Annotated in this window: 21 protein-coding genes; 19 read left to right on the forward strand and 2 right to left on the reverse strand. The window is 44.0% G+C overall.

Annotated features, from left to right (window positions below; genetic code table 11):
* Nucleotides 1-2: 2 nt before the first annotated feature.
* The 15 genes from IGJ44_RS05310 to IGJ44_RS05380 all read left to right on the forward strand — a co-directional run bounded on the left by IGJ44_RS05310 (nt 3) and on the right by IGJ44_RS05380 (nt 16958).
* On the forward strand, nt 3-878 hold the full coding sequence (locus tag IGJ44_RS05310; RefSeq protein ID WP_081091708.1) for an ROK family protein: 876 nt from the start codon (nt 3-5) through the stop codon (nt 876-878).
* Nucleotides 871-2262, forward strand: coding sequence for a glycoside hydrolase family 1 protein (locus IGJ44_RS05315; RefSeq protein ID WP_074535015.1), 1392 nt, complete (start codon nt 871-873; stop codon nt 2260-2262). Before IGJ44_RS05310 ends, IGJ44_RS05315 begins: the two co-directional genes overlap by 8 nt.
* A 240-nt stretch (nt 2263-2502) precedes the next feature.
* Nucleotides 2503-3384, forward strand: a complete 882-nt coding sequence (locus IGJ44_RS05320; protein WP_086294872.1) for an ABC transporter permease — start codon at nt 2503-2505, stop codon at nt 3382-3384.
* Between the two features lie 13 nt (nt 3385-3397).
* A complete protein-coding gene (locus tag IGJ44_RS05325; RefSeq protein WP_005225516.1) occupies nt 3398-4318 on the forward strand; it encodes a carbohydrate ABC transporter permease in 921 nt (306 codons plus the stop codon).
* Nucleotides 4319-4345: 27 nt separating this feature from the next.
* On the forward strand, nt 4346-5815 hold the full coding sequence (locus tag IGJ44_RS05330) for an ABC transporter substrate-binding protein (protein ID WP_005225517.1): 1470 nt from the start codon (nt 4346-4348) through the stop codon (nt 5813-5815).
* Between the two features lie 280 nt (nt 5816-6095).
* The gene (locus IGJ44_RS05335; RefSeq protein WP_430606247.1) at nt 6096-6716 is read left to right on the forward strand and encodes a DUF624 domain-containing protein; all 621 of its coding nucleotides are present in this window, start codon (nt 6096-6098) and stop codon (nt 6714-6716) included.
* Nucleotides 6709-8457 (forward strand): sensor histidine kinase, encoded by a 1749-nt coding sequence (locus IGJ44_RS05340; RefSeq protein WP_074535017.1) that lies wholly within the window; start codon nt 6709-6711, stop codon nt 8455-8457. The genes IGJ44_RS05335 and IGJ44_RS05340 overlap by 8 nt, the downstream gene beginning before the upstream one ends.
* Nucleotides 8450-9934 (forward strand): response regulator transcription factor, encoded by a 1485-nt coding sequence (locus tag IGJ44_RS05345; protein ID WP_005225520.1) that lies wholly within the window; start codon nt 8450-8452, stop codon nt 9932-9934. Before IGJ44_RS05340 ends, IGJ44_RS05345 begins: the two co-directional genes overlap by 8 nt.
* 107 nt (nt 9935-10041) lie before the next feature.
* The gene (locus IGJ44_RS05350) at nt 10042-10641 is read left to right on the forward strand and encodes a YczE/YyaS/YitT family protein (RefSeq protein WP_005225521.1); all 600 of its coding nucleotides are present in this window, start codon (nt 10042-10044) and stop codon (nt 10639-10641) included.
* 188 nt (nt 10642-10829) lie between these two features.
* Nucleotides 10830-12050: an MFS transporter gene (locus tag IGJ44_RS05355; RefSeq protein ID WP_010747782.1), complete on the forward strand. Its 1221-nt coding sequence runs from the start codon at nt 10830-10832 to the stop codon at nt 12048-12050.
* A gap of 123 nt (nt 12051-12173) precedes the next feature.
* On the forward strand, nt 12174-13505 hold the full coding sequence (locus IGJ44_RS05360) for an amino acid permease (protein ID WP_167826814.1): 1332 nt from the start codon (nt 12174-12176) through the stop codon (nt 13503-13505).
* Nucleotides 13502-14461 (forward strand): D-2-hydroxyacid dehydrogenase, encoded by a 960-nt coding sequence (locus tag IGJ44_RS05365; protein WP_167826813.1) that lies wholly within the window; start codon nt 13502-13504, stop codon nt 14459-14461. The genes IGJ44_RS05360 and IGJ44_RS05365 overlap by 4 nt, the downstream gene beginning before the upstream one ends.
* 168 nt (nt 14462-14629) lie before the next feature.
* Nucleotides 14630-15661, forward strand: coding sequence for a YibE/F family protein (locus tag IGJ44_RS05370; RefSeq protein WP_167826812.1), 1032 nt, complete (start codon nt 14630-14632; stop codon nt 15659-15661).
* Entirely contained in the window at nt 15658-16419 is a 762-nt protein-coding gene (locus IGJ44_RS05375; RefSeq protein WP_167826811.1) for a YibE/F family protein, read from the forward strand. Before IGJ44_RS05370 ends, IGJ44_RS05375 begins: the two co-directional genes overlap by 4 nt.
* Nucleotides 16420-16436: 17 nt before the next feature.
* On the forward strand, nt 16437-16958 hold the full coding sequence (locus IGJ44_RS05380; protein ID WP_167826810.1) for a GNAT family N-acetyltransferase: 522 nt from the start codon (nt 16437-16439) through the stop codon (nt 16956-16958).
* An 82-nt stretch (nt 16959-17040) separates the two neighbouring features.
* Here IGJ44_RS05380 and IGJ44_RS05385 read toward each other — a convergent pair whose 3' ends face one another.
* Entirely contained in the window at nt 17041-18039 is a 999-nt protein-coding gene (locus tag IGJ44_RS05385; protein ID WP_016621569.1) for a LacI family DNA-binding transcriptional regulator, read from the reverse strand.
* 255 nt (nt 18040-18294) lie between these two features.
* Between IGJ44_RS05385 and IGJ44_RS05390 the strand changes: the two genes are divergently transcribed.
* The 4 genes from IGJ44_RS05390 (at nt 18295) to IGJ44_RS05405 (ending at nt 23864) form a co-directional block, all read left to right on the forward strand.
* On the forward strand, nt 18295-19566 hold the full coding sequence (locus IGJ44_RS05390) for an extracellular solute-binding protein (RefSeq protein ID WP_081343845.1): 1272 nt from the start codon (nt 18295-18297) through the stop codon (nt 19564-19566).
* Between the two features lie 139 nt (nt 19567-19705).
* On the forward strand, nt 19706-20941 hold the full coding sequence (locus tag IGJ44_RS05395) for a carbohydrate ABC transporter permease (protein WP_016613570.1): 1236 nt from the start codon (nt 19706-19708) through the stop codon (nt 20939-20941).
* 1 nt (nt 20942) lies between these two features.
* Complete coding sequence (locus IGJ44_RS05400) at nt 20943-21797, forward strand: sugar ABC transporter permease (protein WP_430606252.1); 855 nt, start codon at nt 20943-20945, stop codon at nt 21795-21797.
* Nucleotides 21798-21806: 9 nt separating this feature from the next.
* The gene (locus IGJ44_RS05405; protein WP_074535023.1) at nt 21807-23864 is read left to right on the forward strand and encodes a beta-galactosidase; all 2058 of its coding nucleotides are present in this window, start codon (nt 21807-21809) and stop codon (nt 23862-23864) included.
* 91 nt (nt 23865-23955) lie between these two features.
* On the opposite strand, the gene IGJ44_RS05410 is transcribed toward IGJ44_RS05405, so the two are convergent.
* Nucleotides 23956-25470, reverse strand: coding sequence for a flavocytochrome c (locus IGJ44_RS05410; protein WP_008378933.1), 1515 nt, complete (start codon nt 25468-25470; stop codon nt 23956-23958).
* Between the last annotated feature and the right edge of the window lie 148 nt (nt 25471-25618).

The raw sequence follows: 25618 nt of genomic DNA on the forward strand, positions 1-25618 counted from the left end.
TAATGATGGTTTATGGAGGAATTGAAGCCGGCGGCACCAAAATGATTTGTGCCGTTGCCGATGACCAGTTGACGATTATCGCCCAAGAGTCGATCCCAACGACAACACCAGAGGAAACGTTAGCGGCGATCTTTGCCTTTTTCGATCCCTACGATCTCGTGTCATTAGGGGTCGGTTCCTTTGGTCCGATCGGGATCGATCCAACCCAAGCGACCTATGGCCACATATTAGCGACGCCGAAACAGGGCTGGCAGCAGTTCGATTTTCTCGGTGCATTGAAGAAGCGCTACCCAGAGACAGCATTTGCTTGGACAACAGATGTCAATGCTGCCGCTTATGGGGAATTACGCCAAGGAGCGGCGCAAGGCAAAGACAGCTGTGTCTATTTGACAGTAGGAACCGGCATTGGCGCAGGAGTCGTTCGTGAAGGAAAGATTTTCGAGGGGATCGGTCATCCAGAAATCGGTCATACCTATGTCAAACGCCACAGTGAAGATACGTATGCTGGCACCTGCCCGTATCACGGCGACTGTCTGGAAGGATTAGCCGCAGGGCCTTCTTTAGAAGGACGTACGGGGATCAAAGGACAAGACTTGCCGCAAGCGCACGAGATTTGGGGGTTGCAGGCCTTTTATCTAGGGCAAGCGCTGGTCAATATCACGTTGACCTTAGCACCTGAGAAAATCATTTTAGGCGGCGGGGTCATGAATCAGCCGCATCTACTCGCTCAAATCCAACAAGCCTTCCAAAAACAAATGGCAGGCTATATGGAGACACCACCAGTGGAAGACTACATCGTCACTTGGGGCTTGCCGAACAAAAGCGGGATTATCGGCTGTCTCTTGTTAGGCAAAGAGCAGGTGACTGCCCATGACTAACTTGCATTTTCCTAAAGATTTTTGGTGGGGAGCCGCCGCCAGCGGTCCGCAAACTGAAGGACGAACGGCCGATGATGGCAAAGGCGATTCGATTTGGGACTATTGGTACGCAACGGAGCCAGAACGTTTTTATCAAAAACGGGGACCAAAAGATACCGTCCAGCTGCTGCAGCGTTACCCAGAAGATGTGGCGTTGATGAAAGAGATCGGCTTTAATTCTTTTCGAACCTCGATCCAGTGGAGTCGCTTGCTGCCAGAAGGAAGAGGGGCGGTCAATCAACAAGCGGTGACGTTTTATCGCGAGTACTTCGCCACTTTGATCGATCATGGCATCGAGCCCTTCATCAATTTGTATCATTTTGATATGCCGATGGCACTGCAAAAAGAAGGCGGCTGGCTCAATCGCGAGACAGTCACAGCATTTGCAGATTATGCCGCTTTGTGTTTTGAATTGTTCGGTGATCAAGTCCGTCATTGGTTCACGCAAAATGAACCGATCGTGCCAGTGGAGATGGGGTATTTGTATCAACAGCATTACCCAGCAGAAATCAACATGGCACATGCGGTGCAAGTCGGCTACCATGAAGCACTCGCCAGCGCCTTAGCGATCCAACGCTTCCGTCAATCTCAGCAATCAGGCGAAATCGGCATCATCTTGAATTTGACACCGACTTATCCGAAAGATCCGAACGATGAAAAAGATGTCCAAGCGGCGCAACTGGCAGATGCCTTTTTTAACCGATCCTTCTTAGATCCAGCGGTCAAAGGCACCTTTCCTGTAGAATTGATCGCTGTCTTAAACGAGTTGGCGATCATGCCAGAAACCAGGGCAGAAGATTTGCAGATCATTAAAGAAAACACGGTCGATCTCTTGGGGGTCAACTATTATCAGCCACGGCGGGTGCAGCAAAAGCGTTCTGCCAAAACAGCGGACACACCAATGCCAGAAGATTACTTCGATGTGTATGATTGGCCAGAAAAGAAAATCAATCCCCATCGAGGCTGGGAGATCTATGAACGAGGCATCTATGATACCTTGATCAACCTACGAGACAACTACGGCAATATCCCCTGTTATATTTCAGAAAACGGCATGGGGGTCGAAGATGAAACACGCTTTATCGATGCCAGCGGTCAGATCCAAGATGAGTACCGCATCACCTTTATCAAAGATCATTTGCGGTATGTTCACCAAGCGATCCAAGAAGGCAGCCAGTGCCGCGGGTATCACATGTGGACCTGCATGGACAATTGGTCTTGGCTGAATGAATTCAAAAATCGTTACGGGTTTATTGCTGTCGATTTGGCTACCCAAAAACGGACCATCAAAAAGTCTGGTGAGTGGTTCCACGAAGTGATTCAGCAAAACGGCTTTGTCGACTGATCATTCATAAAAAACAAATCAATGAAGCGTCCTATCTTGCAAAAGGTAGGACGTTTTTCAGGTTTTTAGAGAATAAAAACAAAATATAAACAAAGACCTTTAATTTGTTTCATTTTATCTTTAGTTTGTTCCTTATTTTTTAGGGATGAAAGCGTTATTCTAGTAGCATGAAGGAGATGATGAGATGTGAAGAAAAAGGGGTTTTGGAGGAATGTCTGGCAATACAAAGCATTGATATTGATGGCTTTGCCAGGTGTTGTCTGGTTTATCTTTTTTTTCTATATACCTGTATTCGCAAATGTGGTGGCGTTCAAAGATTTCCACATTTCACCAGACGGCTTTTTTGCCAGTTTGAAACAAAGCCCATGGGTCGGCTTTGATAACTTTAAATTTTTATTTGCATCTAATGATGCTTGGCTGATCACTAGAAATACCCTACTCTACAATATCGTATTTTTAGCATTCAACCTATTCTTTGCGATTGCCTTTGCCATTATTATGAGTGAGCTGCGCAATAAGCGCTTGGTAAAAGTGTATCACACGATGTCCCTGTTGCCGTACTTCCTTTCTTGGGTGGTTATTTCGTACTTTGTCTATGCCTTTTTGAGTCCAGACAAAGGGATCATTAACCAATGGATCACGGGTATGGGCGGTGAAGGAATCAACTGGTATGCTGATCCGAAATGGTGGCCGTTTATTTTCGTCTTTATGAATGTCTGGAAGAGCTTAGGCTACAACAGCATCATCTATTATGCGTCAGTGGTCGGGATCGATCAGACGTATTACGAAGCTGCGATGGTCGATGGCGCCAGCAAATGGCAGCAGATCAAAAATGTGACGTTGCCACAACTGATTCCAATGATTTCCGTCTTGTTGATTTTGAACATCGGTGGGATCTTCCGTGCCGACTTCGGACTTTTCTATCAAGTCCCACGAAACTCTGGGGCATTGTACCAAGTCACCTCCGTTTTAGATACGTACATTTATAATGGACTGACTGCCACAGGCGACTTCGGGATGACCGCAGCTGCCGGCCTTTATCAATCAGTGGTTGGGGCATTATTATTACTAACAGCGAATTTGGTTGTTCGTAAACTAGAACCAGATTCAGCATTATTCTAAGGAGGATGGATAAATGAAGAAAAAAGTAACGAAAGTCGAGATCCGCTCCTTTAACCCAACGGTCAACCTGATTTTTAATATCGTGATCGGTCTGTTCGCGATTTCCTGTGTCTTGCCGTTTCTCTTTGTGATCGCGATCTCATTGACCAGTGAAACCTCTTTGGCAGAAAACGGCTATCGCTTTTGGCCACAAGAATTTTCCTTCGCAGCATATACCTACCTGTTTAGCGGACAAATGAGCAGCAAAATTTTCCAAGCATTTGGCGTATCTATTTTTATCACTGTTTTTGGTACCTTCGTCAATGCAACGATGACTTCGCTATATGCCTATGTCATCTCTCGCTCAAATTTTCCATTCCGTCGGTTCTTTACGATCTTCGCTTTGATCACCATGTTGTTTGCGCCAGGGATGGTTGCCAATTACTTAGTGATGGTCAACTTGATCCAATTGAAAGACACGATTTGGGCATTGATTTTACCCCTTGCCTTAGGGCCTTTTAATATCCTTGTTATGCGGACCTTCTTTAAAAAGACGGTACCAGATAGTATTATAGAATCTGCACGCATCGACGGTGCCAGCGAAATGAAGATTTTTCTGTCCATCGTGTTGCCGTTAGCCGTTCCAGGGATCGCAACGATCAGTCTATTTGCCGCTCTTGGCTATTGGAACGACTGGTTCAATGCATTGTTGTATATTCAAAAAGACTCTTTAGTGCCGTTACAAGCACTTTTGATGCGGATTCAAAGCAACTTGGACTATCTAGCCAAAAGCTCCGGCATGGCTGCCCAGATCCAAGGCGGTTTGGCCGCTTTGCCAAGCGAAACTGCTCGCATGGCAATCGTTGTTGTTGCAACTTTACCGATTGCGATCACCTATCCATTCTTCCAACGGTATTTTGTCGGTGGTCTGACAATTGGTGGCGTCAAAGAATAATCAAATAAGTATAGGGAGGAAACAAAAATGAATTTGTGGAAAAAAACAGCTTTTGCTGGGATGGCCGCAGCGGCAACTTTGGGAATGGCTGCCTGTGGGTCGAACGGCGCAACATCTGATTCAGAAAACAATGCAGACGGCGTAACGACTTTATTGATGTATCAAGTCGGGGACAAGCCAGAAAACTTTGATCAATTGATGGAGATCGCCAATAAACGCATTGAAGAAAAAACCAACGCTCGCATCGATCTGCAGTACATCGGCTGGGGAGACTGGGATCAAAAAATGAGCACCATCATTTCATCGGGTGAAAACTACGATATTTCCTTTGCCTCAAATTACGTTGCGAATGCGCAAAAAGGCGCGTATGCAGATTTGACGGAGTTAGCACCAAAATATGCCAAAGAAGCGTATGATCAATTAGACGAATCTTATATCAAAGGCAATACGATCGACGGAAAATTATATGCCTTTCCAGTCAACGGCAATATTTATGCCCAACAAGTCTTGACCTTCAATAAAGAGTATTTAGATAAATATGATTTGGATATTAGCGGGATCGAATCTTATGCAGATGCCGAAGACGTGTTGAAGAAGTTTAAAGAAGAAGAACCAAACATCGCACCGTTTGCGATCGGACAAACCTTTAATGTTTCTGGAAACTATGATTATGTGATCGGGAAAGATTACCCATTTGCTGTTAAATTGGACGGCGATACAACGAAGATCATCAATCAATACGAAGATGATGAACAAATGGAAAACTTGAAATTGATGCACAAATGGTACAACGAAGGCTTGATCCCAACTGATGCAGCCACTAATACGACTGGTTACCCATTAGAAGGCAACACATGGTTCATGCGTGAAGAAACCCAAGGACCAATGGATTACGGCGATACGATCTTAAGCAATGCCGCAGGTCATGAATTGGTTTCACGTCCAATCACGAAACAATTAAAATCAACCGGACAAGCGCAAATGGCAAACTTTGTCGTAGCGAATGTTTCGAAAAACAAAGAAAAAGCAGTAGAAGTGTTGGGCTTGTTGAACAGCGATCCTGAATTGTTGAATGGATTAGTTTGGGGTGTCGAAGGCGAAGCATGGGAAAAAATCGAGGGCGAAGACAACAAAATCCGTCTCCTTGATGGCTACTTGCCAAATACCCGGATGGCTGCTTGGAACACTGGGAACAACATGATCCTTTATACACAAGAATCCATCACAGACGATATGATCAAAGAGCGTGATGAAAATATTGCTAACGCTGAAGCATCACCAATCTTAGGGTTCAACTTCAAGACTGATAATGTGAAAACAGAAATCACGAATATCGCCAATGTCATGAACCGTTACAAAGCAAGTTTAGCAACGGGAACGATCGATCCAGAAGAAAATGTTCCGAAACTAAACGAAGAATTAAAAACCGCTGGCTGGGAGAAGGTCCGCGATGAAATGCAAAAACAATTTGATGAGTATCGTGCAAGCCAAGAATAGGCAACAGGCGCCGCTCACCAATCAATAGATCAAGTAAGCCGGAGGCTAAACGCATCAGGACCAATGGTTCCCACGTCTAGCTTCTGGCTGCTTTTTCTTTAAAGTAAATAGCGAAATTTTTTGATGGAAAAATAACGTTACTTTTTGTTTTTTAACCTTCAAGCAGCAAGCATGGAGCATCTAAAACGTACATAGCATTAAAAGATTCTCAGGTAGCTTGAGTAGGAAGCTAAAATCATGCTACATTTTCGATAGGGAACAAATAAGGGAGGAATTTTAAATGGAAGAAACAGCAAATAGTGGGTTGGTCAAGGGCTTTCGCTTGATTTGGGCGATCGTGAAGTTGAATTTGTTTTTCGTTGTATTGACATTGGCAGGTGGCGGAATCTTAGGGATCGGTCCAGCGTTTCATACCATTAGTACCTTGATCCACGAAGACGGTTTAAATTATGAGCATCAAAGCTTTCGCAGCGCATGGCGCATTTGGCGCAGCGTCTTTGTCAAAGCCAATAAACAGTTTTATCTTTTCTTCCTATTGACAGGTTTCTTAGTGTATAACTTGTATTTAGCTACCCAGATCCAAGGCTTGATTTGGCTGATGATCTCTTTTGTTTTAGTTGTCGTCAGCGGATTGAGTATCTTATTGTACTTACTAAGTGTGGTTTTTGACACATCCTATGAGATTTCCTTGTGGAATAACCTGAAATTGTCCTTCGTGTGTCTGTTTCTTCATATGGCGACCTTTCTAAAATTGTTAATGGGGATTGCCAGTATTTTCGCTTTTACTTGGATGATGAAAGGGCTCTTGCTCTTTGGAACCTTCAGTCTATTGATTTTGTGGTGCCACGTGGCGATCAGTCAGGAAAAAACCGTCATTGATCGGGACTTGGCACATGACTAAGCAGCGCTTTCGTTTGTTTAAACATGACTTTTTGATCAATCAGTTGATGCAGTTGTATAGCGTCCTTTTGGTGATCATCTCGATTATTATCATGCTGGTTCTGACGGCATATACTGGGGCAGACCGCTTCAATAGCAGCGAACGCCTCGTGGAAGCTACCAGTATGCAGCTGGATGCATACGTGCAGGATCAAAACGCGGTCGTTTCAACGGTATTAGGCGAATTTACCAGTTCGGATACTGCTTTTGAATCGCTGCGCAATTATTTACAGCTTTCATTGCCAGACTATTTTTCCTATAGTAATGATATTTTTCGCCAGACGGGACAAAGTGTGTATTTGCCAAACATCCTTTATCGCTTGATCCGTAATCATCCTAGTATCGAAGAGATCATTATTCAACTAGATGAAAGCAATGAGACACTAGTGGCAACCCCAGATACCCCTTATGGAGAAAAACGCAGCGGCAAGCAGATCGATTTGAAAAATCGTCTGTTTTTTGTTCGTTCGATCGCCCAACCAAGTAATTATGCGCAACCGTTAGGGCAAGTCTACGTGATTTTTCACTCAGACGATGTCTTAGCCAATCGACAAGAAGACAACCAAGCGCATGGTATTAACAGTTTTTTGTATACCTCTAATGGTCAGCGACTATACAAGGATGCCGCGAACCTTAGCAAGCAGACCTTAGCGAAAATTGATCAGGCGGTGGCTCATGGAACTATTCACGACACTCTGTCGAAAGACTTTTATATCAAAAAACAAACGACCGTCAGCGGAGAGTTGTCACTGATCTTGTTGTCAAAAGGTGTGATCTGGCGGGATATTTTTTCTAGCGCCATTTGGATCTTTAGCTTTGGGATTGGGATTCTCTTATTAGTCCTATGGGTGCTCCATCGGACCTTCAAGCGCTATACCTCGCAAGTACAGCAGATCGTCTATGCGACGAAAGAAGTCAGTCAAGGGAATTTTGATAAGCGGATCGATACCGCCAATGTCCAACAAGAGCTGAAAGAAATCGCAGAAGCCATCAATCAAATGACTTACAGTATCAACGAGTATATCAAAGACATCTACACGTTAGAGATCAAGCAGCGAGACGCCGATATGCGGGCGCTGCAAGCACAGATCAATCCGCATTTTCTGTATAACACGTTAGAATACATTCGAATGTATGCCTTGAGTCGCAACCAAGAAGAGCTGGCGGATGTCGTCTATGCCTTTTCGGCACTGCTACGGAACAATACGACGCAAGAAAAGACGAAGACCTTAAAAGAAGAAATCGATTTTTGTGAAAAATATGTCTACTTGTTTCAGATGCGCTACCCAGATAAGATCGCCTATCATGTAACCATCGATTCGGCATTAGAACAGTTGGAATTGCCGAAGTTCACGCTGCAGCCGCTTGTCGAAAACTATTTTGTTCACGGCATCGATTATCAGCGCAATGATAATGCCATCAGTATCAAGGCTTATAAAGAAGTCGATCAGATCGTGATTGAGGTCAAAGACAACGGCAAAGGCGCAGATGCACAGCAGTTGGCGATGATCCAAGAAGAACTGCAAAATCAGGAGATCGGAGCCCAAACCTCGATCGGGATCAAAAATGTTCACGAACGGTTGCGGGGTATGTTCAACAGCGCCTATCAAATGGACGTTACATCTCAGGCAGGTGCTGGGTTTACGGTCAAGATCCGCTTAGATGAGAAACGTTTGCAAAGGGGGCATGAGACAGATGTATAAAGCAATGTTCGTTGATGATGAATACATGATCTTGCAGGGGCTGCAAATGATCTTGCCTTGGCAAGAACTGGGCTTTGAGGTGGTGCATACAGCGAAAAGTGCTAGTGAAGCCCTCGAGTACTTGCAAGAGCATTCCGTTGATTTGCTGATCACGGATATTCGGATGCCAGAAATGAACGGCATCGATATGATCCGCCAAGCACAAGCGTTTGGGAATCGATTTTTCTCGATCATTCTATCAGGCTATCAGGAGTTTGCCTTTGTCAAACAAGGCATGGCGTTAGGTGTGCGTAATTATCTCGTCAAACCTGTTAACAAAGAAGAACTACGCAGCAGTGTACAAGCAATTGCAGCTGAGTTAGAGGAGCAGCAAAAACTGTTGGCAGAAAAAGAACTGTATCAAGAATCAAGCCTGCTGCTTTGGTTGAATGATGAATTGAACGAAAGCGAGTACCTCCATTTGCTGGCGCAACAGCGGGTGCCACTAGCAGCACCCTTTACCGTTTTGCAGTTCAATGGGACTGCTGAGATCTTACAAAAAATCACGACGTTTTTTCAGCAACACGATCAGCCATTGATCTTACCAGGGCGATTAGATGAAAACCAAGTGATCATTACTGCTGCTGGACCAAGGCAGCAAATCAACGCTGATCTAAAAGCACTGGCACAGCAGCTCAATAGTACTGACTGGCAGTTGATTATGAGCGAGACCATCAACGAGTGGGAGAATTTGTATAAAGCCTATGAAAAAATCAAGCAGGTTCAGTCACTGCAAGCCTTCTACCCAGATCTGTTCTTACAAGAACAGACGATCCACGTGGATATTTTAGAGCGAAACGAAGAACTCCCGTTTCTATCTTTTAACAAAGCACTGACAATTGGGGATGTCAAAACGATCCAACATGAGCTGGATAAAATGTTCGCTATTTTGGAACAAACCCAAGCAGACCCTGAGCATGTCCGCTATGTTTCGTTCTTGTTGTTCAATGATATCTATCGACAGCTGCCAGTACTTTCCCATGAAAACCATGAACAGATTTTGGCACGGATTCGTGAGTCTAATACACTGGCAGATTTGCGACAGCTCTTTGATGATGTGCTGGAGTTGGCGAAATCGCAGCCGCCGCAAAAACGCTATTCAGAGATCGTTCAAAAGACGATCCAGTTGATCGAAGAAGGCTATACCCATGATTTGACGGTCAAATCAGCGGCTGAAGAACTGCATGTCAGTGTCGTTTATTTGGGGCAGCTCTTTAAGAAAGAAACGGAAATGAGTTTTAATCAGTACGTCAATCTGGTGCGGATCAAGCAAGCCCAGCAGCTGCTGCTTCATTCGAAAGCCACGATCAGTGAGATCGGCGATCGTATTGGTTACAACAATACCAACTATTTTTCCAAAATGTTTAAGAAATTGAATGGTCTGACCCCCAAAGAGTTTCGCGATACCTATGAACAGCATTATGAATCCCTTGATTGAATTTAGATTTCTTCAAAAAAAATATGGTTTTTGTGATTAAATGATAGTAATTGTGACGCTTTCACGGTAAACTAAGAGAGGAAAAATAAAGAAGAGAGCGTGATGTTGTGAAAGAAACCAAAAAATTTGCACAAGTTTTGATAGGTACCGGGCTGATTGCGTTGGCCATTTCCTTATTGATCACCGCCCATCAAGGTTATGATACGATCAGTACGTTTTTACTAGGAATTTTGAATTTCGTCGATGTCCCTTTTTGGATTGCCAGTTTGTGTTTTAATATTATTGTTTTGTTGATCGTTGCAGTCTTTGATCGTGCCGAATTAGGCATTGGCAGTTTTATCAACGGGATCGGCTTAGGCCTGTTGATCGGGATCTTTGAACCAGTGATGGACAAAGTATCGATTCATTTGCCTTTTTATCCTTGGATCGCTATTTTCGCTGCACCGATCTTATTTGGGATCGGCGCTGGTATCTACGTTTCTTCCAACAAAGGATCAGCGGCGTTAGAAGCCTTGACTGCCTTGATCTACAAACGAAGCAAATTGACGCAAAAAACGATCCGTATCGGCTTGGATGCAGCCATGGTCTTGATCGGTTTTGCGCTAGGCGCCAGTGTTGGGTTAGGTACTCTCTTGTGTATCGTCTTTATTGGCCCAATCTTTGAAGCCACCATGAAAACCATCGCTGCTCGGAAGAAAAACGCCTAGCCTTGAGAATAAGTCGGAATAAGCTGTCTGTGAGGACAGCTTTTTTGCTGCTTCCATTTAAGGGAATTATCTGAGGGAAGAAAAATCCTAATTTCCTTAAGATTCTCTGGGTAAAAAAAGTGTTTTCTCCATGGTTATTGTCTTATTGGACTTGGTATACTGATAAGACGAGTAAAGGAGAAGTGAAAATGAAAAGTTATCGTTCGACGATTGCGGCTTGCTTTGTAGGGTACATCGTTCAAGCCGTCATCAATAATTTTGCCCCCTTATTATTTTTGACCTTTCAAAGCCAATACCAGCTACCGATCAGCCAGATTACTTTGCTGGTTAGTTTTAACTTTTTGACCCAGTTAGCCGTCGATTTTGCAGCAATCTTTTTTGTAGACCGCATCGGCTATCGAGTGTCGATCGTAGCCGCGCATTTTTTTGCAGCGATCGGCTTGATTGGTCTAGCCGTTTTTCCCTTATGGTTTCCGACCCCGTTTAGCGGATTGTTAGCAGCGGTTTTGTTGTATGCCATTGGCGGTGGCTTGCTGGAAGTCTTAGTCAGCCCCATCGTTGAAGCCTGTCCAACGGAACATAAGGAAAAAACGATGAGCATGCTGCACTCGTTTTATTGCTGGGGGTACGTGGGAGTCGTTTTGTTCTCAACGGCGTTCTTCATGGTGTTCGGTATTCAACAGTGGCCGATTTTGGCGATCATCTGGGCGCTGATCCCGTTGGTCAATTTGTTTTTCTTTACCAAAGTCCCGTTGGCGCCAATCGTTGCCGAAGGAGAACGAGGGTTGACCACTCGGCAGCTCTTTTCCTTGAAAAGCTTTTGGCTGTTTCTGGTGATGATGGTCTGTGCTGGAGCCAGCGAACAAGCAGTCAGCCAATGGGCATCGACCTTTGCCGAACAGGGCTTAGGCGTTAGTAAGACGCTAGGCGATTTAGCAGGGCCAATGGTTTTTGCCTTGATGATGGGGATCTCTCGCTTGCTTTACGGCAAGTTTGGGGAACGCATCGATTTGAAACGCTTTATGTTTTTGAGTGTTTTGCTTTGCCTACTGGCGTATATGATGATCGGCTTTGCTTCATTGCCATTGATCGGGTTCCTTGGCTGCGGCTTAAGTGGTTTTGCCGTAGGGATCATGTGGCCAGGGGTCTTTAGTCTTTCTGCGCAATACATTCGCAACGGCGGAACGGCGCTATTTGCTTATTTGGCATTAGCAGGAGATTTAGGGTGTTCAATCGGACCCGCTGTGGTCGGCAGTATCGTCGAATGGACGGGACAACAGTTGCAGGTTGGGATTCTAGGGGCGATCGTTTTCCCGATCATCTTGCTGGCAGGAATTTATTTGGTTCAACAAATGCACAAAAAACGACAGCTTCCGTTGCTGGTTTTTCAAGAATCCACAAAAGAATAAAAAAATTTTGGAGCAAATGCCGTCTTTTCATGGTATTTGCTTTTTGTTTTCTGAAATTCCTCTAGTCAAGATAGTTTCTATCCGCTATACTTTGACTTATTCATTTAAAAAGGAAGTGATGTTGTGAAAAGTCAATTGAAAAAAGAAATCAGTTTTTTTGGGGCATTATCGACAGTAATGGGAACGGTGATCGGCGCCGGCGTGTTTTTCAAAGCAGCGGCTGTGGTCCAGCAGACCCAATCCACCGGTTTGACCTTGTTGGTCTGGCTGCTTGCCGGCTTTCTAACGATTTGCGGCGGTTTGACGGTGGCGGAGTTAGCGACGGCGATTCCTGAGACTGGCGGACCTATTCGATATATTGAAAGAATTTATGGAAAATTACCCTCCTTTTTATTAGGCTGGGCACAAAGTATCATTTACTTTCCAGCAAACGTGGCGGCTTTAAGTATTATTTTTGCGACCCAGTGTTTGAACTTATTTCATCTACCCAGCAATTATTTGCTTCCTTTATCGATTTTGACCGGAACGAGTGTGACCTTGATCAATCTTTTGGGAACAAAAGCTGCAGCTCAAGTCCAGTCCGTCACGTTAGCAGTCAAGCTGATCCCGATTGCGGTGATCATCGTGGCGGGCCTGTTGACACCCGGGCAAGTATCGGTCTCATTGGTGGATTTTTCTTCCAATACTCAAGGATCCCTTGCGGCTGGCATCAGTAGTGCTCTCTTAGCAACCCTTTTTGCTTATGACGGCTGGATGGGAGTCGGTAATGTCGCTGGGGAAATGAAGCGACCCGAAAAAGATTTACCAAAAGCCATCATCTTTGGGTTGAGTTTTGTTACCTTGGTTTATGTGTTGATCAATGTTGCCTTTTTAAAAACATTGCCGATCGATCAAATCGCTGGTAATTTGAACAGTGCCTCAGAAACTGCGATGGCCTTGTTTGGCAGCTTTGGCGGAAAACTGGTCACGATCGGTATCCTGATCTCTGTGTATGGCGCATTGAACGGCTATACAATGACTGGCTTGCGGGTCCCATATGCCATGGCGTTGGAAGATGAGATTCCTTTCAGCAAGACCTTTGCGACCTTAAGTAAAACCACTAATGCACCCTATGCGGCGGCCTTTTTACAATTAGGGATCGCGTGTGTCATGATGCTTTTAGGCACCTTTGATCTCTTGACCGATATGCTGGTTTTTGTTATGTGGTTCTTTAGTGTATTATTGTTTGTAGGGGTTTTTCGTTTGCGAAAAACAGAACCGCAGATGAAGCGTCCGTATAAAGTTCCCTTCTATCCCATCATTCCCTTGATTGCGATCTTAGGCGGCTGTTTTATCTTGATCATGACCTTGATCACTGACACGTGGTTAGCAGTCGTGGGCATCGGCGTGACGTTACTAGGAATTCCCGTTTTTTATGGAAAAGCAAAAGGAAAAGCGAGAGGAGCGAAAGAATGAAGATCGTTGTACTTGATGGCTATGCGTTGAATCCAGGAGATTTGTCTTGGCAAGGATTTGAAGAATTAGGAGAGGTGACGGTGTATGATCGTACCTCGTATACAGATAAACAAGAAATTATTGAGCGAATCGGCGATGCCGAAGCGATTTTGACAAATAAAACACCGATCACCGCTGATGTGCTCAAAGCATGTCCGCAATTGACCTACATTGGGGTCTTAGCAACTGGATACAATGTCGTTGATTTGGCAGCAGCGAAGGAACAAGGAATCACCGTGACCAATATTCCTAGTTACAGTACCAATGCAGTGGCACAAGCAACCTTTGCTTTGCTACTGGAAGTGACGAATCAAGTGGGACACCATAATCGTTCCGTGCATCAGGGCGACTGGCAAACCAGCAAAGATTTTTCTTATTGGCAGACACCGTTGATGGAATTGGCAGGCAAAACGATTGGGCTGATTGGATATGGTGCGATTGCTCAAGCAGTTGCCACGATCGCTCATGCGTTTCAGTTGAAGGTGATCTATTTTAATCATCGACCAAAACCAGCACAAGCGGATTGGGCAAAACAAGTTTCGCTGGCGGAATTGTATCAAGAAGCAGATATCATCAGCCTTCATGTTCCGCAGTTTCCTGAGACAGAAAAAATGATCGATCGCACAGCATTGGCACAAATGAAATCTTCTGCGATCCTGATCAATACCGCCCGTGGCGGCTTGATCGATGAAGCGGCAGTTGCTGAAGCGCTGCACACTGGGCAGATCGCAGCCTTGGCGGCAGATGTCGTTTCAAAAGAACCGATCGCAGCTGACAATCCCTTATTACAGGCGCCAAATTGCTATTTGACACCGCATATCGCTTGGGCACCCGTCGAAACGCGGCGTCGTTTGATGGGGATCGCTGTGGCGAACTTAAGCGGTTTTAAAGCAGGTACACCGCAAAATGTCGTGTAAGCAAAACGAGCAAGTAAAAGGACTTTGACAAAGCAGGCGACTAGCAAAGCAGTTAGTCTCGCCGACACAGTAACCATTTCGACCAGTCATCCAGCCTCACAAGGTGATTGGTCGTAGGACTGGTGGTTTGTCTAAGTCTTTTTTTGCTGAAAATGAAAGGAGACGGTCTTGAAAAAGTATTATTATCTAGCGGCCTTTGTTAGCTTGCTGGTCTTGAGCTGGCTGATTCAAACCCAAAGTAGCCGCTTTTATGCACAGCCGATCATAGAAGTACAAACGGTTCAAGTCATCGCCGACCAGCAGCAGATCCTAGGGATCGTTCGTAATGGAGAAGAAGCTGGGGTACTACGGACAGTCACTACGCAATACACCCCGAACGGTGCGATTCATCCCTTGTATCAGACCGGAAAACAGCTGCTTTTGCAAAAAGAAGGGGATGGCTGGCAGGTACAAGCACAAAAACGGGATGGGTATCTCTTTTTCTTCCTTGCCTTATTTTTGATGGCAGTAGTCGCAATTGGTGGCAAAAAGGGCTTGCGGGCTTTACTTAGTATCTTTGTGAATACTGGCTTGCTGCTCCTTTTTCTTTGGTTTCACAAAGGCAACAGCTCCTTTTCATTGGTCTTTTTGATGATCGTTTTTACGATCGTCTCGTTGGTTTTGACGATGGGGATTTCCTATGGCTTTCGTACGATCGACAGCCGCAAAATCATTGCCTCGTTAGCCAGCGTCCTCTTGGCTTTTTTTCTCTGTCGGTTCGCCATGGATCTTTTGCAAGATCATGGGTTGCGCTATGAAGAAATGTCGTTTCTGACCCGTCCGTATCGCAGTATCTATCTAGGGAGTCTACTGATTGGCGCAATTGGTGCCAGCATGGACAATATCGTCATGCTGATTGCCAGTCTAGATGAGATCCAGCGCATCAATCCCCAGACGAGCCGCAAGGAACGATTAGCGATCGGTCGGTCCATCGCGCAAGTTACGACTTCTTCGATGATCAATGTCTTGTTGTTTGCTTATTTAAGTGGGAGTATGCCAGCGCTATTGTTTTACCTAGCCAATGGCTGGCTGCTGTCGCAAGCATTGCCGATGCATCTTTCTTTAGAAATAGTGCGTACATTATGCGGCGGCTTTGCGCTAGTTTTATCGGTACCGTTGACGCTCCTTTGCTTTGAACTACAAAGGAGGAAAGCAAAATGAATGTTTTGTTTGTGTTGATCTTGCTTTTTCTCTTGCTGACTTTCGCTGTTTTTCGGATCGAAGGGCTGTTTCAAGTCACAGGTCTGTTTATGAATGTGGCCGTCTTTCTAGCGCTACTGGTCCTGATTGACCGAGGGGCACCGATCATACCAGCGGCTTGTGTTGCCTTTTTAGCCGTGGCGGCGATCACCTTGTTTTTCGTGAACGGCGTCAATCAGAAAACCAAAATTGCCTTTGTCTGTGTGTTGGTCTTTCTAGGGCTTTTTCTACTACTATTTCCGCTTGTGCTCTCTGCAATGAATCTGCATGGGTTTTCGGCAGAGGAACTGGATGAGTTGGCGATGTATTCCTTTGATGTAGCCATCGATTTTAAGACATTGATGACTGCGATCATTTTGATGAGTTTTTCGGGGGCGGTGACAGATGGGAGTATGGCGATCAGCACTGCGACCTATGAACTTTTTCAAGCAAACCCGCAAGTCTCGATCAAGGCATTAAGTAAAAGTAGTATGACCGTGGTATCAGACGTATTGTCTTCGACGATCAATACCTTATTGTTTGCCTTTATGGGAAGTAATCTGGCGTTGATTACGTGGTTTCAAGATTTATCGATCTCCTTTGGTGAAATGATCAATTCGAAGGCGTTCGTCTCAGAATTGGTCGTTTGTTTGATCACGGGTCTGGCAGCGGTGATTATTTTACCCATCACCGCATGGGCAGCAAGTTGGTATTTTTTGAAAAGAAACCGAATGGAATAGAAGGGAGCTCAACCACTATGGAACCACTAATTGAAACCAAGCGATTATTGCTGCGAGAAATGAGTCATGACGATCGACCAGCGATTGAAAAGATTTTGCAAGATCCAGAAGTTATGATTGCCTATGAAGGGCCCTTCAGTGAGCAGGAAGTCACTGGTTGGATCGACAAACAGCTGCAACGCTATCAAAACGATCACATTGGCTTGTGGCTAGTGATTGAGAAAGCATCCGGGCAAGCGATCGGTCAATGCGGTTTGACATGGCAAGACGTCAAGGGAGAAGCCGTTTTAGAAATTGGGTACTTGTTTCAAAAGAACTTCTGGCATCGTGGGTTTGCCACAGAAGCCGCCCAGGCTTGTAAAGACTATGCGTTTGCAACGCCGAATGCCGCCATTGTTTATTCGATCATTCGTGAGACCAATCAAGCCTCCATAAATGTGGCATTGCGCAATGGAATGAAGCTGGTGGATCGCTTTGTTAAACACTATCGACAAGTGGACATGCCGCATCTTGTGTATGCTGTGGCGAAAGAGATGTGAAAAACGAAAGAATGCTTTTTTCGATTTAGACAATGAAATGCCCCTAGGAAGTTAGCTTTTTCTAACTTTCTAGGGGCGTTTTTTAAGCTTGCGTAAAGCTTTTTCGCTCGATGAGTTCAGCCCCTAAAAGGACTGTTTTGGTGATCGCTCGAGGATGAACGATCTGATCCACCAGCAAATCGATCGCGGTTTTGGCGATTTCCTCCACATCGATGTTAAACGTTGTTAGTGGGGGAGCCACAAATTTTGCGATCTCATTGTCATTGATACTGATTAATTCCAAGCGATCAGGAATGATGATAGATCGTTCATTTAACGCTTGGAGCACACCAACTGCGACGGTGTCAGAAGCCACAAAGAGCGCCTCTGGCAAATTGTCACCAAGGGATTCCACCATTTTTTTCGCCAAACGATAGCCGGTTTCAACGGAAAAATTGCCACCACTAAATAAGAACGCCTCATCGAACGCATCTCGACGAGCCAGCGTTTGACGGAAGATGATCTCGCGACTATCCATTTCTGCACGTTGAGTATCAGGATTTAGATAAGCGCCACCAATAAAGCCGATCTTTCGGTATCCTTTTGTTAAAAACAGATCGATCGCCAGTTGCGTCATTCGATCAGTATCGGGTTTGACCGTATCGAACAGCTCTGGACAGGGGTTGATTTCCAAAAGGACACCATAGGGGCAAACGGATTTGAACTGCTGCGTTTCTTTCTCAGTGAAAGAGCCAATCCCAATAAACCCCGCGACCTCTTGCAATGTTTCTAAAACATCATCTTCATGGGTGATCAGTTGAATTTCCAAATTGTTGATTTTCGCATATTTTTCTAAAGAGATTCGCAATTGTCGAAAATAGACATCTTGAAGCTCTTCTTGTTCTGTCAGCCAGAAAAGGACGGCGATTTTTTCTAGTGTTGTTTTTATTTTTGAGCGATCATAACCTAGTGATAAAGCGGTATGAATAATTTTTTGACGCGTATCGGCTGCGATCGACAACGATTCGTCGCCTTTCAATAATCGGGAAACAGTCGCTTGTGAAAAGCCTGATTGCTCGGCAATTTTTTTTATTGTAACCAATCTTCTTCACCTCTTTCTTCTAGTATACGCTAACAACTTTACTAAGTAAATGAATTTACTAAATATATTTACTGAATAGTGGAAGTTTGTAACATAGAGGTATTTCGAAAAAAATATTTGTGTGATAAACCTTGATTTTATCCGTTTATTTACTCCATTGAAGAAATTAATTTAGTAAAACTATTTACATATTAAGTAAAATAATTTATTATAAACGAGAAGATAGCGTTTGCAAAATAAAGAAAAGGTGGAGAAATGATGATGAAAAAAATGTCTCGAGTTCTTTTTTTAAGTGTAGCAGCTTTAGGATTAGGTGCTTGCGGTCCACAAAGCGAAGGGACAGATAGTACTGCAGCAAATAGTGGCAGCGGTAAGGACTATGATCTATTGGTCTGGGAAGACCAAGCAAAATCAACTGGGATTGAAGAGGCAGTCAAACAATTTGAAGAAGAACACGATGTGACGATCAAAGTGGTCGAAAAAGCCTATGGTGGACAGATCGAAGATTTACGATTGGATGGCCCCGCTGGTACAGGTGCGGATGTCATCACGATTCCTGGCGATCAAATCGGTACAGCCGTTACCGAAGGGTTGTTGAAAGAATTAACAGTCGATCAAACGCTACAAGATCTGTATACAGAATCAGCAATGCAATCGCAAATCGTTGACGGCAAAGTTTACGGCTTACCAAAAGCGGTTGAAACACAAATTTTGTATTATAACAAAGAACTAATTTCCGAAGAAGACTTGCCACAGACAACGGATGAGTGGCTGGAGTATTCCAAGTCTGTCTTAGGTGCTGACAGTTATGGGTTACTGGCATTATGGGATCAAATTTATTACGCACAAGGTGTATTGAGCGGTTATGGCGGTTATGTTTTTGGCGAGAATGCCGATGGATCCTATGACCCTGAAGATATTGGATTAGCTAATGAAGGTGCGATCGAAGGAGCGGACTATATCCAACAGTTTTATGATGCAGGTGTTTTTCCATCCGGATTGGTCGGTGAACAAGGAATCAATGTGTTGGACTCTTTATTTACGGAAGGAAAAGCTGCAGCTGTCGTCTCGGGACCATGGAACTTGTCTCCTTATAAAGAAGCGGGCATCGACTATGGTGTGAAAGAATTGCCATTATTAGGGAATGGTGAACATATGGGCTCCTTTATCGGTGTCAAAAGCTACAACGTAAGTAGCTATTCCCAAAACCCTGAATTAGCTGAAGCGTTCGTGAAATTTATCAGCAATGAGGAGAATTCAAAAGTCCGTTATGAAAAAACACAAGAAGTACCAGCGGTTGCTTCTTTGGCAGATGATCCATCAGTTCAAGAAAGTGAAAGTGCTGCAGCCATCGCCGCTCAGTCCCAACACGCAGAACTAACACCAGGGATCACTGAAATGAATTCAGTATGGGAACCAATGGATGCCGCATTGCAAACCATTGCTACTGGAAAGGCTGAACCGAAAACAGCTCTACCACAGGCAGTCGATCAGATCAAATCAGCCATTGCAGCAATTCAAAACTAAAAAGTCGTTACGAGGACAAACGTTTCGGATGGTGATTCAGCACTAGGAATCAAGTAATGCCGAACGAAACGTTTGTCAGCGGCTTTTTCTTACAGGGGGCGAAAATGTGAAAAACACGCAGTCGTATGCAAAACGAGCAATGCTATTCTCGATAATACCAGGATTCGGTCAATTTTATAATCGGCAAAAAATCAAAGGCGCTTTATTTTTCTTCTTTTTTGCTATGTATCTTGTCGTCTTTAAAGATTTATTTAATATGGGACTTTGGGGCATCGTGACATTAGGCGTGGAAGTGCCGAGAGACAATTCCATCTTTTTATTAGCAGAAGGATTAGTTGCCTTGATCGTCATCGGTTTTGGTCTGTTGTTCTATTATTTAAACATCCGTGATGCCTATAAAAACGGCGAATTAAGAGACAATGAGCTACCAGTCAACTCTATCCGTGAAAGCTACCAGGCACTATTAAGAGAAGGCTATCCTTATTTAATGAGTAGCCCAGCATTTTTCTTACTCGTGTTTTCTGTTATTTTTCCGATTCTCTTTAGTATCGCGTTAGCTTTTACGAACTATGATCTGTATCATTCTGCACCTGCCAATTTAGCAGATTGGGTGGGATTAGAGACCTTTAAGAAGATTTTTACTGTCGATATTTGGCGTAGTACCTTCTTCAATGTTCTAGGCTGGACAGTTATCTGGACCTTGATCGCCTCAACGTTACAAGTTTCTATCGGAATATTTTTAGCGGTGCTGGTGCATCAAAAAGAACTACGATTCAAAAAGTTCTTTCGAACGATTTTGATCCTCCCATGGGCAGTTCCGGGATTTGTTACGATCTTGGTATTTTCAGGAATGTTCAATGATTCCTTTGGTGCGATCAATAATACGATTTTGAATTTCTTCCAGATTTCACCGATTCCTTGGCTAACGAGTGCGAATTGGACCCGTTTAGCTTTGTTACTGATTCAAGGCTGGCTAGGCTTTCCGTATATTTTTATCGTGACTACAGGGACGCTGCAATCCATTCCTGATGATTTGTATGAGGCGGCGACCATCGATGGTGCTTCAGCTATGCAAAAATTCCGACGAATCACATTGCCATTACTGCTTTATGCAATGGCACCAATTTTGATTACGCAATATACGTTTAACTTCAACAATTTCAATATCATTTATCTGTTTAATTCTGGTGGGCCGGCAGTTCCTGGTTCGACCGCTGGTGGTACCGATATTTTGGTTTCATGGATCTATAAGCTCACGATGCAAAATAGTCAATATGCACTAGCAGCAGCATTGACGATTCTCTTATCGATCGTCGTAATCGCGATTGCTTTATGGCAATTCCGTCGAACAAATTCATTCAAGGAGGTTGGATAACATGAAGGCAGCAAGTATGAAAAAACAAAAATTTGTCCGCCTATCCTTGACATATCTCGTACTGATTTTTACGGTAGTGGTGATCGTCTACCCTTTACTATGGACGATCGGTGCTAGTTTTAATCCTGGGAACAGTTTAATAAGTACGAGTCTGATTCCGACGAGTCCGACATTAAGTCACTACACGAAATTGTTTGCTGGCGACAACTCGCTATATTATAGTCAATGGTATTTGAATTCATTGAAAATCAGTGTATGCACTATGTTCCTGTCACTGATCTTTGTCTCCATGACGGCTTATTCCTTTTCACGGTTTCGTTTTACAGGCCGTAAAAATGGATTGATGCTGTTCTTACTACTACAAATGATCCCGCAGTTCTCTGCCTTGATCGCAATGTTTGTACTGGCGCAAATGCTCGGCTTGATCAATAGTCATTGGTTGCTGATCTTGATTTACGTTGGGGGTCAGATTCCCATGAACACGTACTTATTGAAAGGATATTTTGACTCGATCCCGTTAGATTTAGACGAGAGTGCCAAGATAGATGGCGCAAGCAATACGCGAATATTCTGGCAAATTTTGATTCCATTATCTCGACCAATGCTGGCAGTGGTTGCCATGAATGGTTTCACCGGACCACTGGGAGACTTTGCCCTGTCTTCAGTGATTTTACGTAATCCTGAGTACTATACATTACCCATCGGGTTATACAAATTAGTCACGGATAAAATGGGTGCCAGCTATACGACTTTTGCGGCAGGGGCCATTTTGATCAGTATTCCGATCGCGCTCGTCTTTATTGCATTACAAAAACATTTTGTCTCCGGTTTGACCGCTGGCGGCACAAAAGGATAGGAAGAGAAGATGACAAGATATAACTTAGAAGAACGCTTTTTACATGGTGGGGATTATAATCCTGACCAGTGGCTAAATTATCCCGAGATCTTAGCCAAAGATTTAGAACTAATGGAAAAAGCTCATGCTAATACATTTTCCCTTGGTATTTTTGCTTGGAGTGCCTTAGAGCCAGCAGAAGGGGTGTTTCAATTTGAATGGTTAGACAAAATCATGGATGAGCTTGCCGAACGAAACAGTAACGTCATTTTAGCGACGCCAAGCGGCGCGCGTCCTGCCTGGTTGTCTAAAGCATACCCTGAAGTTCTCCGGACCAATGAAAAACGGGAAAAAATGTTACACGGTGGGCGACACAATCACTGCTTTTCTTCGCCAATCTATCGTGAGAAAGTGGCGATCATCAATCGGAAATTAGCTGAACGCTACCACGATCACCCAGCACTATTGATGTGGCATATTTCCAATGAGTATTCTGGAGATTGTCATTGTCCTATTTGCCAAGAAAACTTTCGTCAGTGGGTCAAGCAGAAGTACCAAACGCTAGCAGCCTTGAATGAGGCCTGGTGGGGACCGTTCTGGAGCCATACCATCACCGATTGGTCGCAAATCGAATCTCCTTCACCGATCGGCGAAATGCAAGTTCATGGACTAAATCTAGACTGGCATCGTTTTGTAACCGATCAGACTATTGATTTCTATGAACATGAGATCAAAGACATTCGTCGTTTGTCTCCAGATGTGCCGATCACAACGAATTTCATGGCAGATACCCGTGATTTGATTCCCTTTTATAGTCTTGATTATGGAAAATTTGCCCAGCATGTGGATGTCATTAGTTGGGACTGTTATCCTGCTTGGCATAATGATTGGGGAACGACAGCTGATTTGGCAAGTAAGGTTGGGTTTATCAATGATCAATATCGTAGCTTGAAAAAGCAACCATTTTTGATCATGGAATCAACCCCTAGTGGTGTGAATTGGCATCCAGTCAATCGCACGAAACGTCCCGGGATGCATCTTTTGTCTTCTATGCAATTTATTGCTCACGGTTCAGACAGTAATCTTTATTTCCAATGGCGGAAATCTCGAGGCTCGTCTGAGAAGTTCCATGGGGCCGTCGTGGACCATGACAACGACGAGCAAAATCGTGTTTTTCAAGATGTAGCAGAAGTGGGGAAAGCCTTAGAAGAAATCAAAGAAATCAAAGGATTGCACAAAAAAGCCAAAGTGGCGATCATCTATGATTGGGATAACAATTGGGCGCTCAATGATGCGCAAGGTTTTGGTTTGGAGAGCAAACGCTACCCACAAACGTTGCAAGAGCATTATCGCTATTTTTGGGATCATGACATCGCGGTTGATGTCATCACGAAAGACCATGACTTTGATGCTTACCAATTGATCATCGCTCCGATGCTTTACCTCTTACCAAAAGAAACTATGAAAAAATTTCAACAGTATACGAAAAATGGCGGGACACTGGTTTCCACTTATTTGACGGGGATCGTGAATGAAACGGACTTGACCTATTTAGGGGGCTGGCCCCAAGAGTTAGAAGAACTGTTTGGTGTGTCTGTGAAAGAAATCGATACGTTATATCCGAAACAAAAAAATCTGCTTTTAATGAAGGAGCAGCAGTACCAAATTCATGATTATTGTAGTATTGTCCAAACAAACACCGCCCAAACGTTAGGGGTGTACGGTGCAGATTTTTATCAAGGTCAAGCTGCAGTGACCGTAAATGATTATGGTGAAGGAAGTGCCTACTATCTCGGGGGACGGACGGATCAAGCCTTTTTGGAAGACTTCTATCAAGAAGTAACACAACAGCTTCGCTTACAAAATGAGTGGGTCAGCCAAGGTTCAACGAACGTGTCGATTCAAAGTAGAGAAAGTCAGCAAGAGCAGCTCGCTCCGACTACCTATTATTTTGTGATGAATTTTTCCGAAGAAAATCAAGAAGTAGAGGTAGCAACTTCAGGAATCGACTTGCTTACAGGAAAAACGACAAACCAACTTCTTCAGTTGGCGCCTTATGAGGTGCAGATCATCAAAGTGACAGCATAAGATCAATAAAACTATTGTGTCAATTATATGAGAAAAAAGAAGTACTAACGCTGATGAAAAGCGTAAGTACTTCTTTTTTATAGAGAGTGTTTTAATTTTCTTGCGCAAATTCGGCAGCTTTTGTTCCTGCTTGGCGTCCGAAGATGATGATATCGGCAACGGCATTACCGCCAATTCGGTTTTCACCATGCAACCCACCAGTTACTTCACCGGCTGCAAAAAGACCTGGAATGATCTCGTTATCCGTAGCGATCACTTCTGTGTTGGTGTTGATCTTCACGCCGCCCATCGTGTGGTGGATACCAGGAGCGATGGCAATGGCATAGTAAGGTCCTGTTGACAAATCGTTGTCCATTGCTGTGCTGCGTCCAAAGGCTTCGTCTTCACCAGCAGCTACACTGCTGTTCCAGGTAGCGATCGTTTCAGCAAGCGCTGCTTCTGGCATGTCCAATTCTTTTGCCAATTCTTCAATCGTGTCAGCGGATTTGACTAACCCTTGTTGCTCGTAAAAATCAATGGCTGTTACGCGTTCTTTGACACCTGCATCAAAAACTAACGTTGCCGATTTTTCAGGTAGGGCAATAATCGCTTCAGAGACTTTGTCTCGTGTTTCCATTTCATTGAAGAACCGTTCGCCTTCTTGATTGACCAAGATCGCGCCTTCTCCACGGACAGCTTCAGTGATCAACAGTGATTTAGACTGATCCACTGTTGGGTGGATTTGGATTTGCTCTAAATCAACCGTTTGTCCGCCTAACGCTTCGATCATTTTGATTCCATCACCAGTCGAACCCTCTTGGTTCGTTGTCACGTAGTCTGCCAATTCTGGTTTGTACTCGGTGATCATGTCGAAATTGGCACCGAAACCGCCTGTTGTAACGACAACTGCTTTGGCATCAATGGTTTGTTCGTTTCCTTCTACTTCAACGGTCACCCCGTTGACTTGACCATCTTCTTCATTGATTTCTTTGACATCGGCATTTACAAAAATTGGGATTTCCAATTCATGGATGTTGCGCATCAAGCCATCAACTAAGTATTCCCCAACCGCGGAACCATCAGATGGACGGTGCGTTCTTTTTTCACTCATCCCGCCAGTCGTTGTTAAGTTGTCTAAAGTGATACCCATGGAATCTAACCAATCGATCGCTTCTGCTGAATGATCCACAAAGTAGCGCAACAATTCTTCATCATTGGTGTTGTGACCGCCAGCTAATGTTTCTTCATAGAATAGATCGTTTGAATCTTCAATGCCTTCTGCTTCTTGGAATTTGGTTTCTGAAGCGTTCATTCCTGCAGAAGATTTCAATGTATTCCCACCAGAAATTGGCATTTTTTCTAAAATAACTGGGTTTGCGCCAGCTTCCTTTGCTTGGATCGCAGCGGCCATTCCAGCGCCACCCGCACCGACAATCACGACATCGTAGCTGTCTGCAAGTTCGCTAGGGTCTGTGTATTCTTGACCAGATGCAGCTGAAGTTGCATCTGTTTCTTCATTAGCAGATGAACCAGTACTTGTGCTGCTGCTTGTTTGTGAATCAGCGCCACAAGCACTCAAAGTTGCTAACGAGGTTAGGACTAATAGTGTTTGGAAAATTTTCTTCATTGTTTTTATTCCTCCTAAAACTTTTTCCAAATCAAAGACTAACATAGTTGTCATGTTATTTTTAGCTTTTGTTCGAAAAATCACATAATAATTAGAAAAGTTTAATTTATAAAGCGTTTTAGTCGAGATGAAAGGGTTTCTTGGTCAT

Source organism: Enterococcus sp. DIV1368d (genome assembly GCF_050542975.1).
Taxonomy (GTDB): Bacteria; Bacillota; Bacilli; order Lactobacillales; family Enterococcaceae; genus Enterococcus_D; species Enterococcus_D casseliflavus.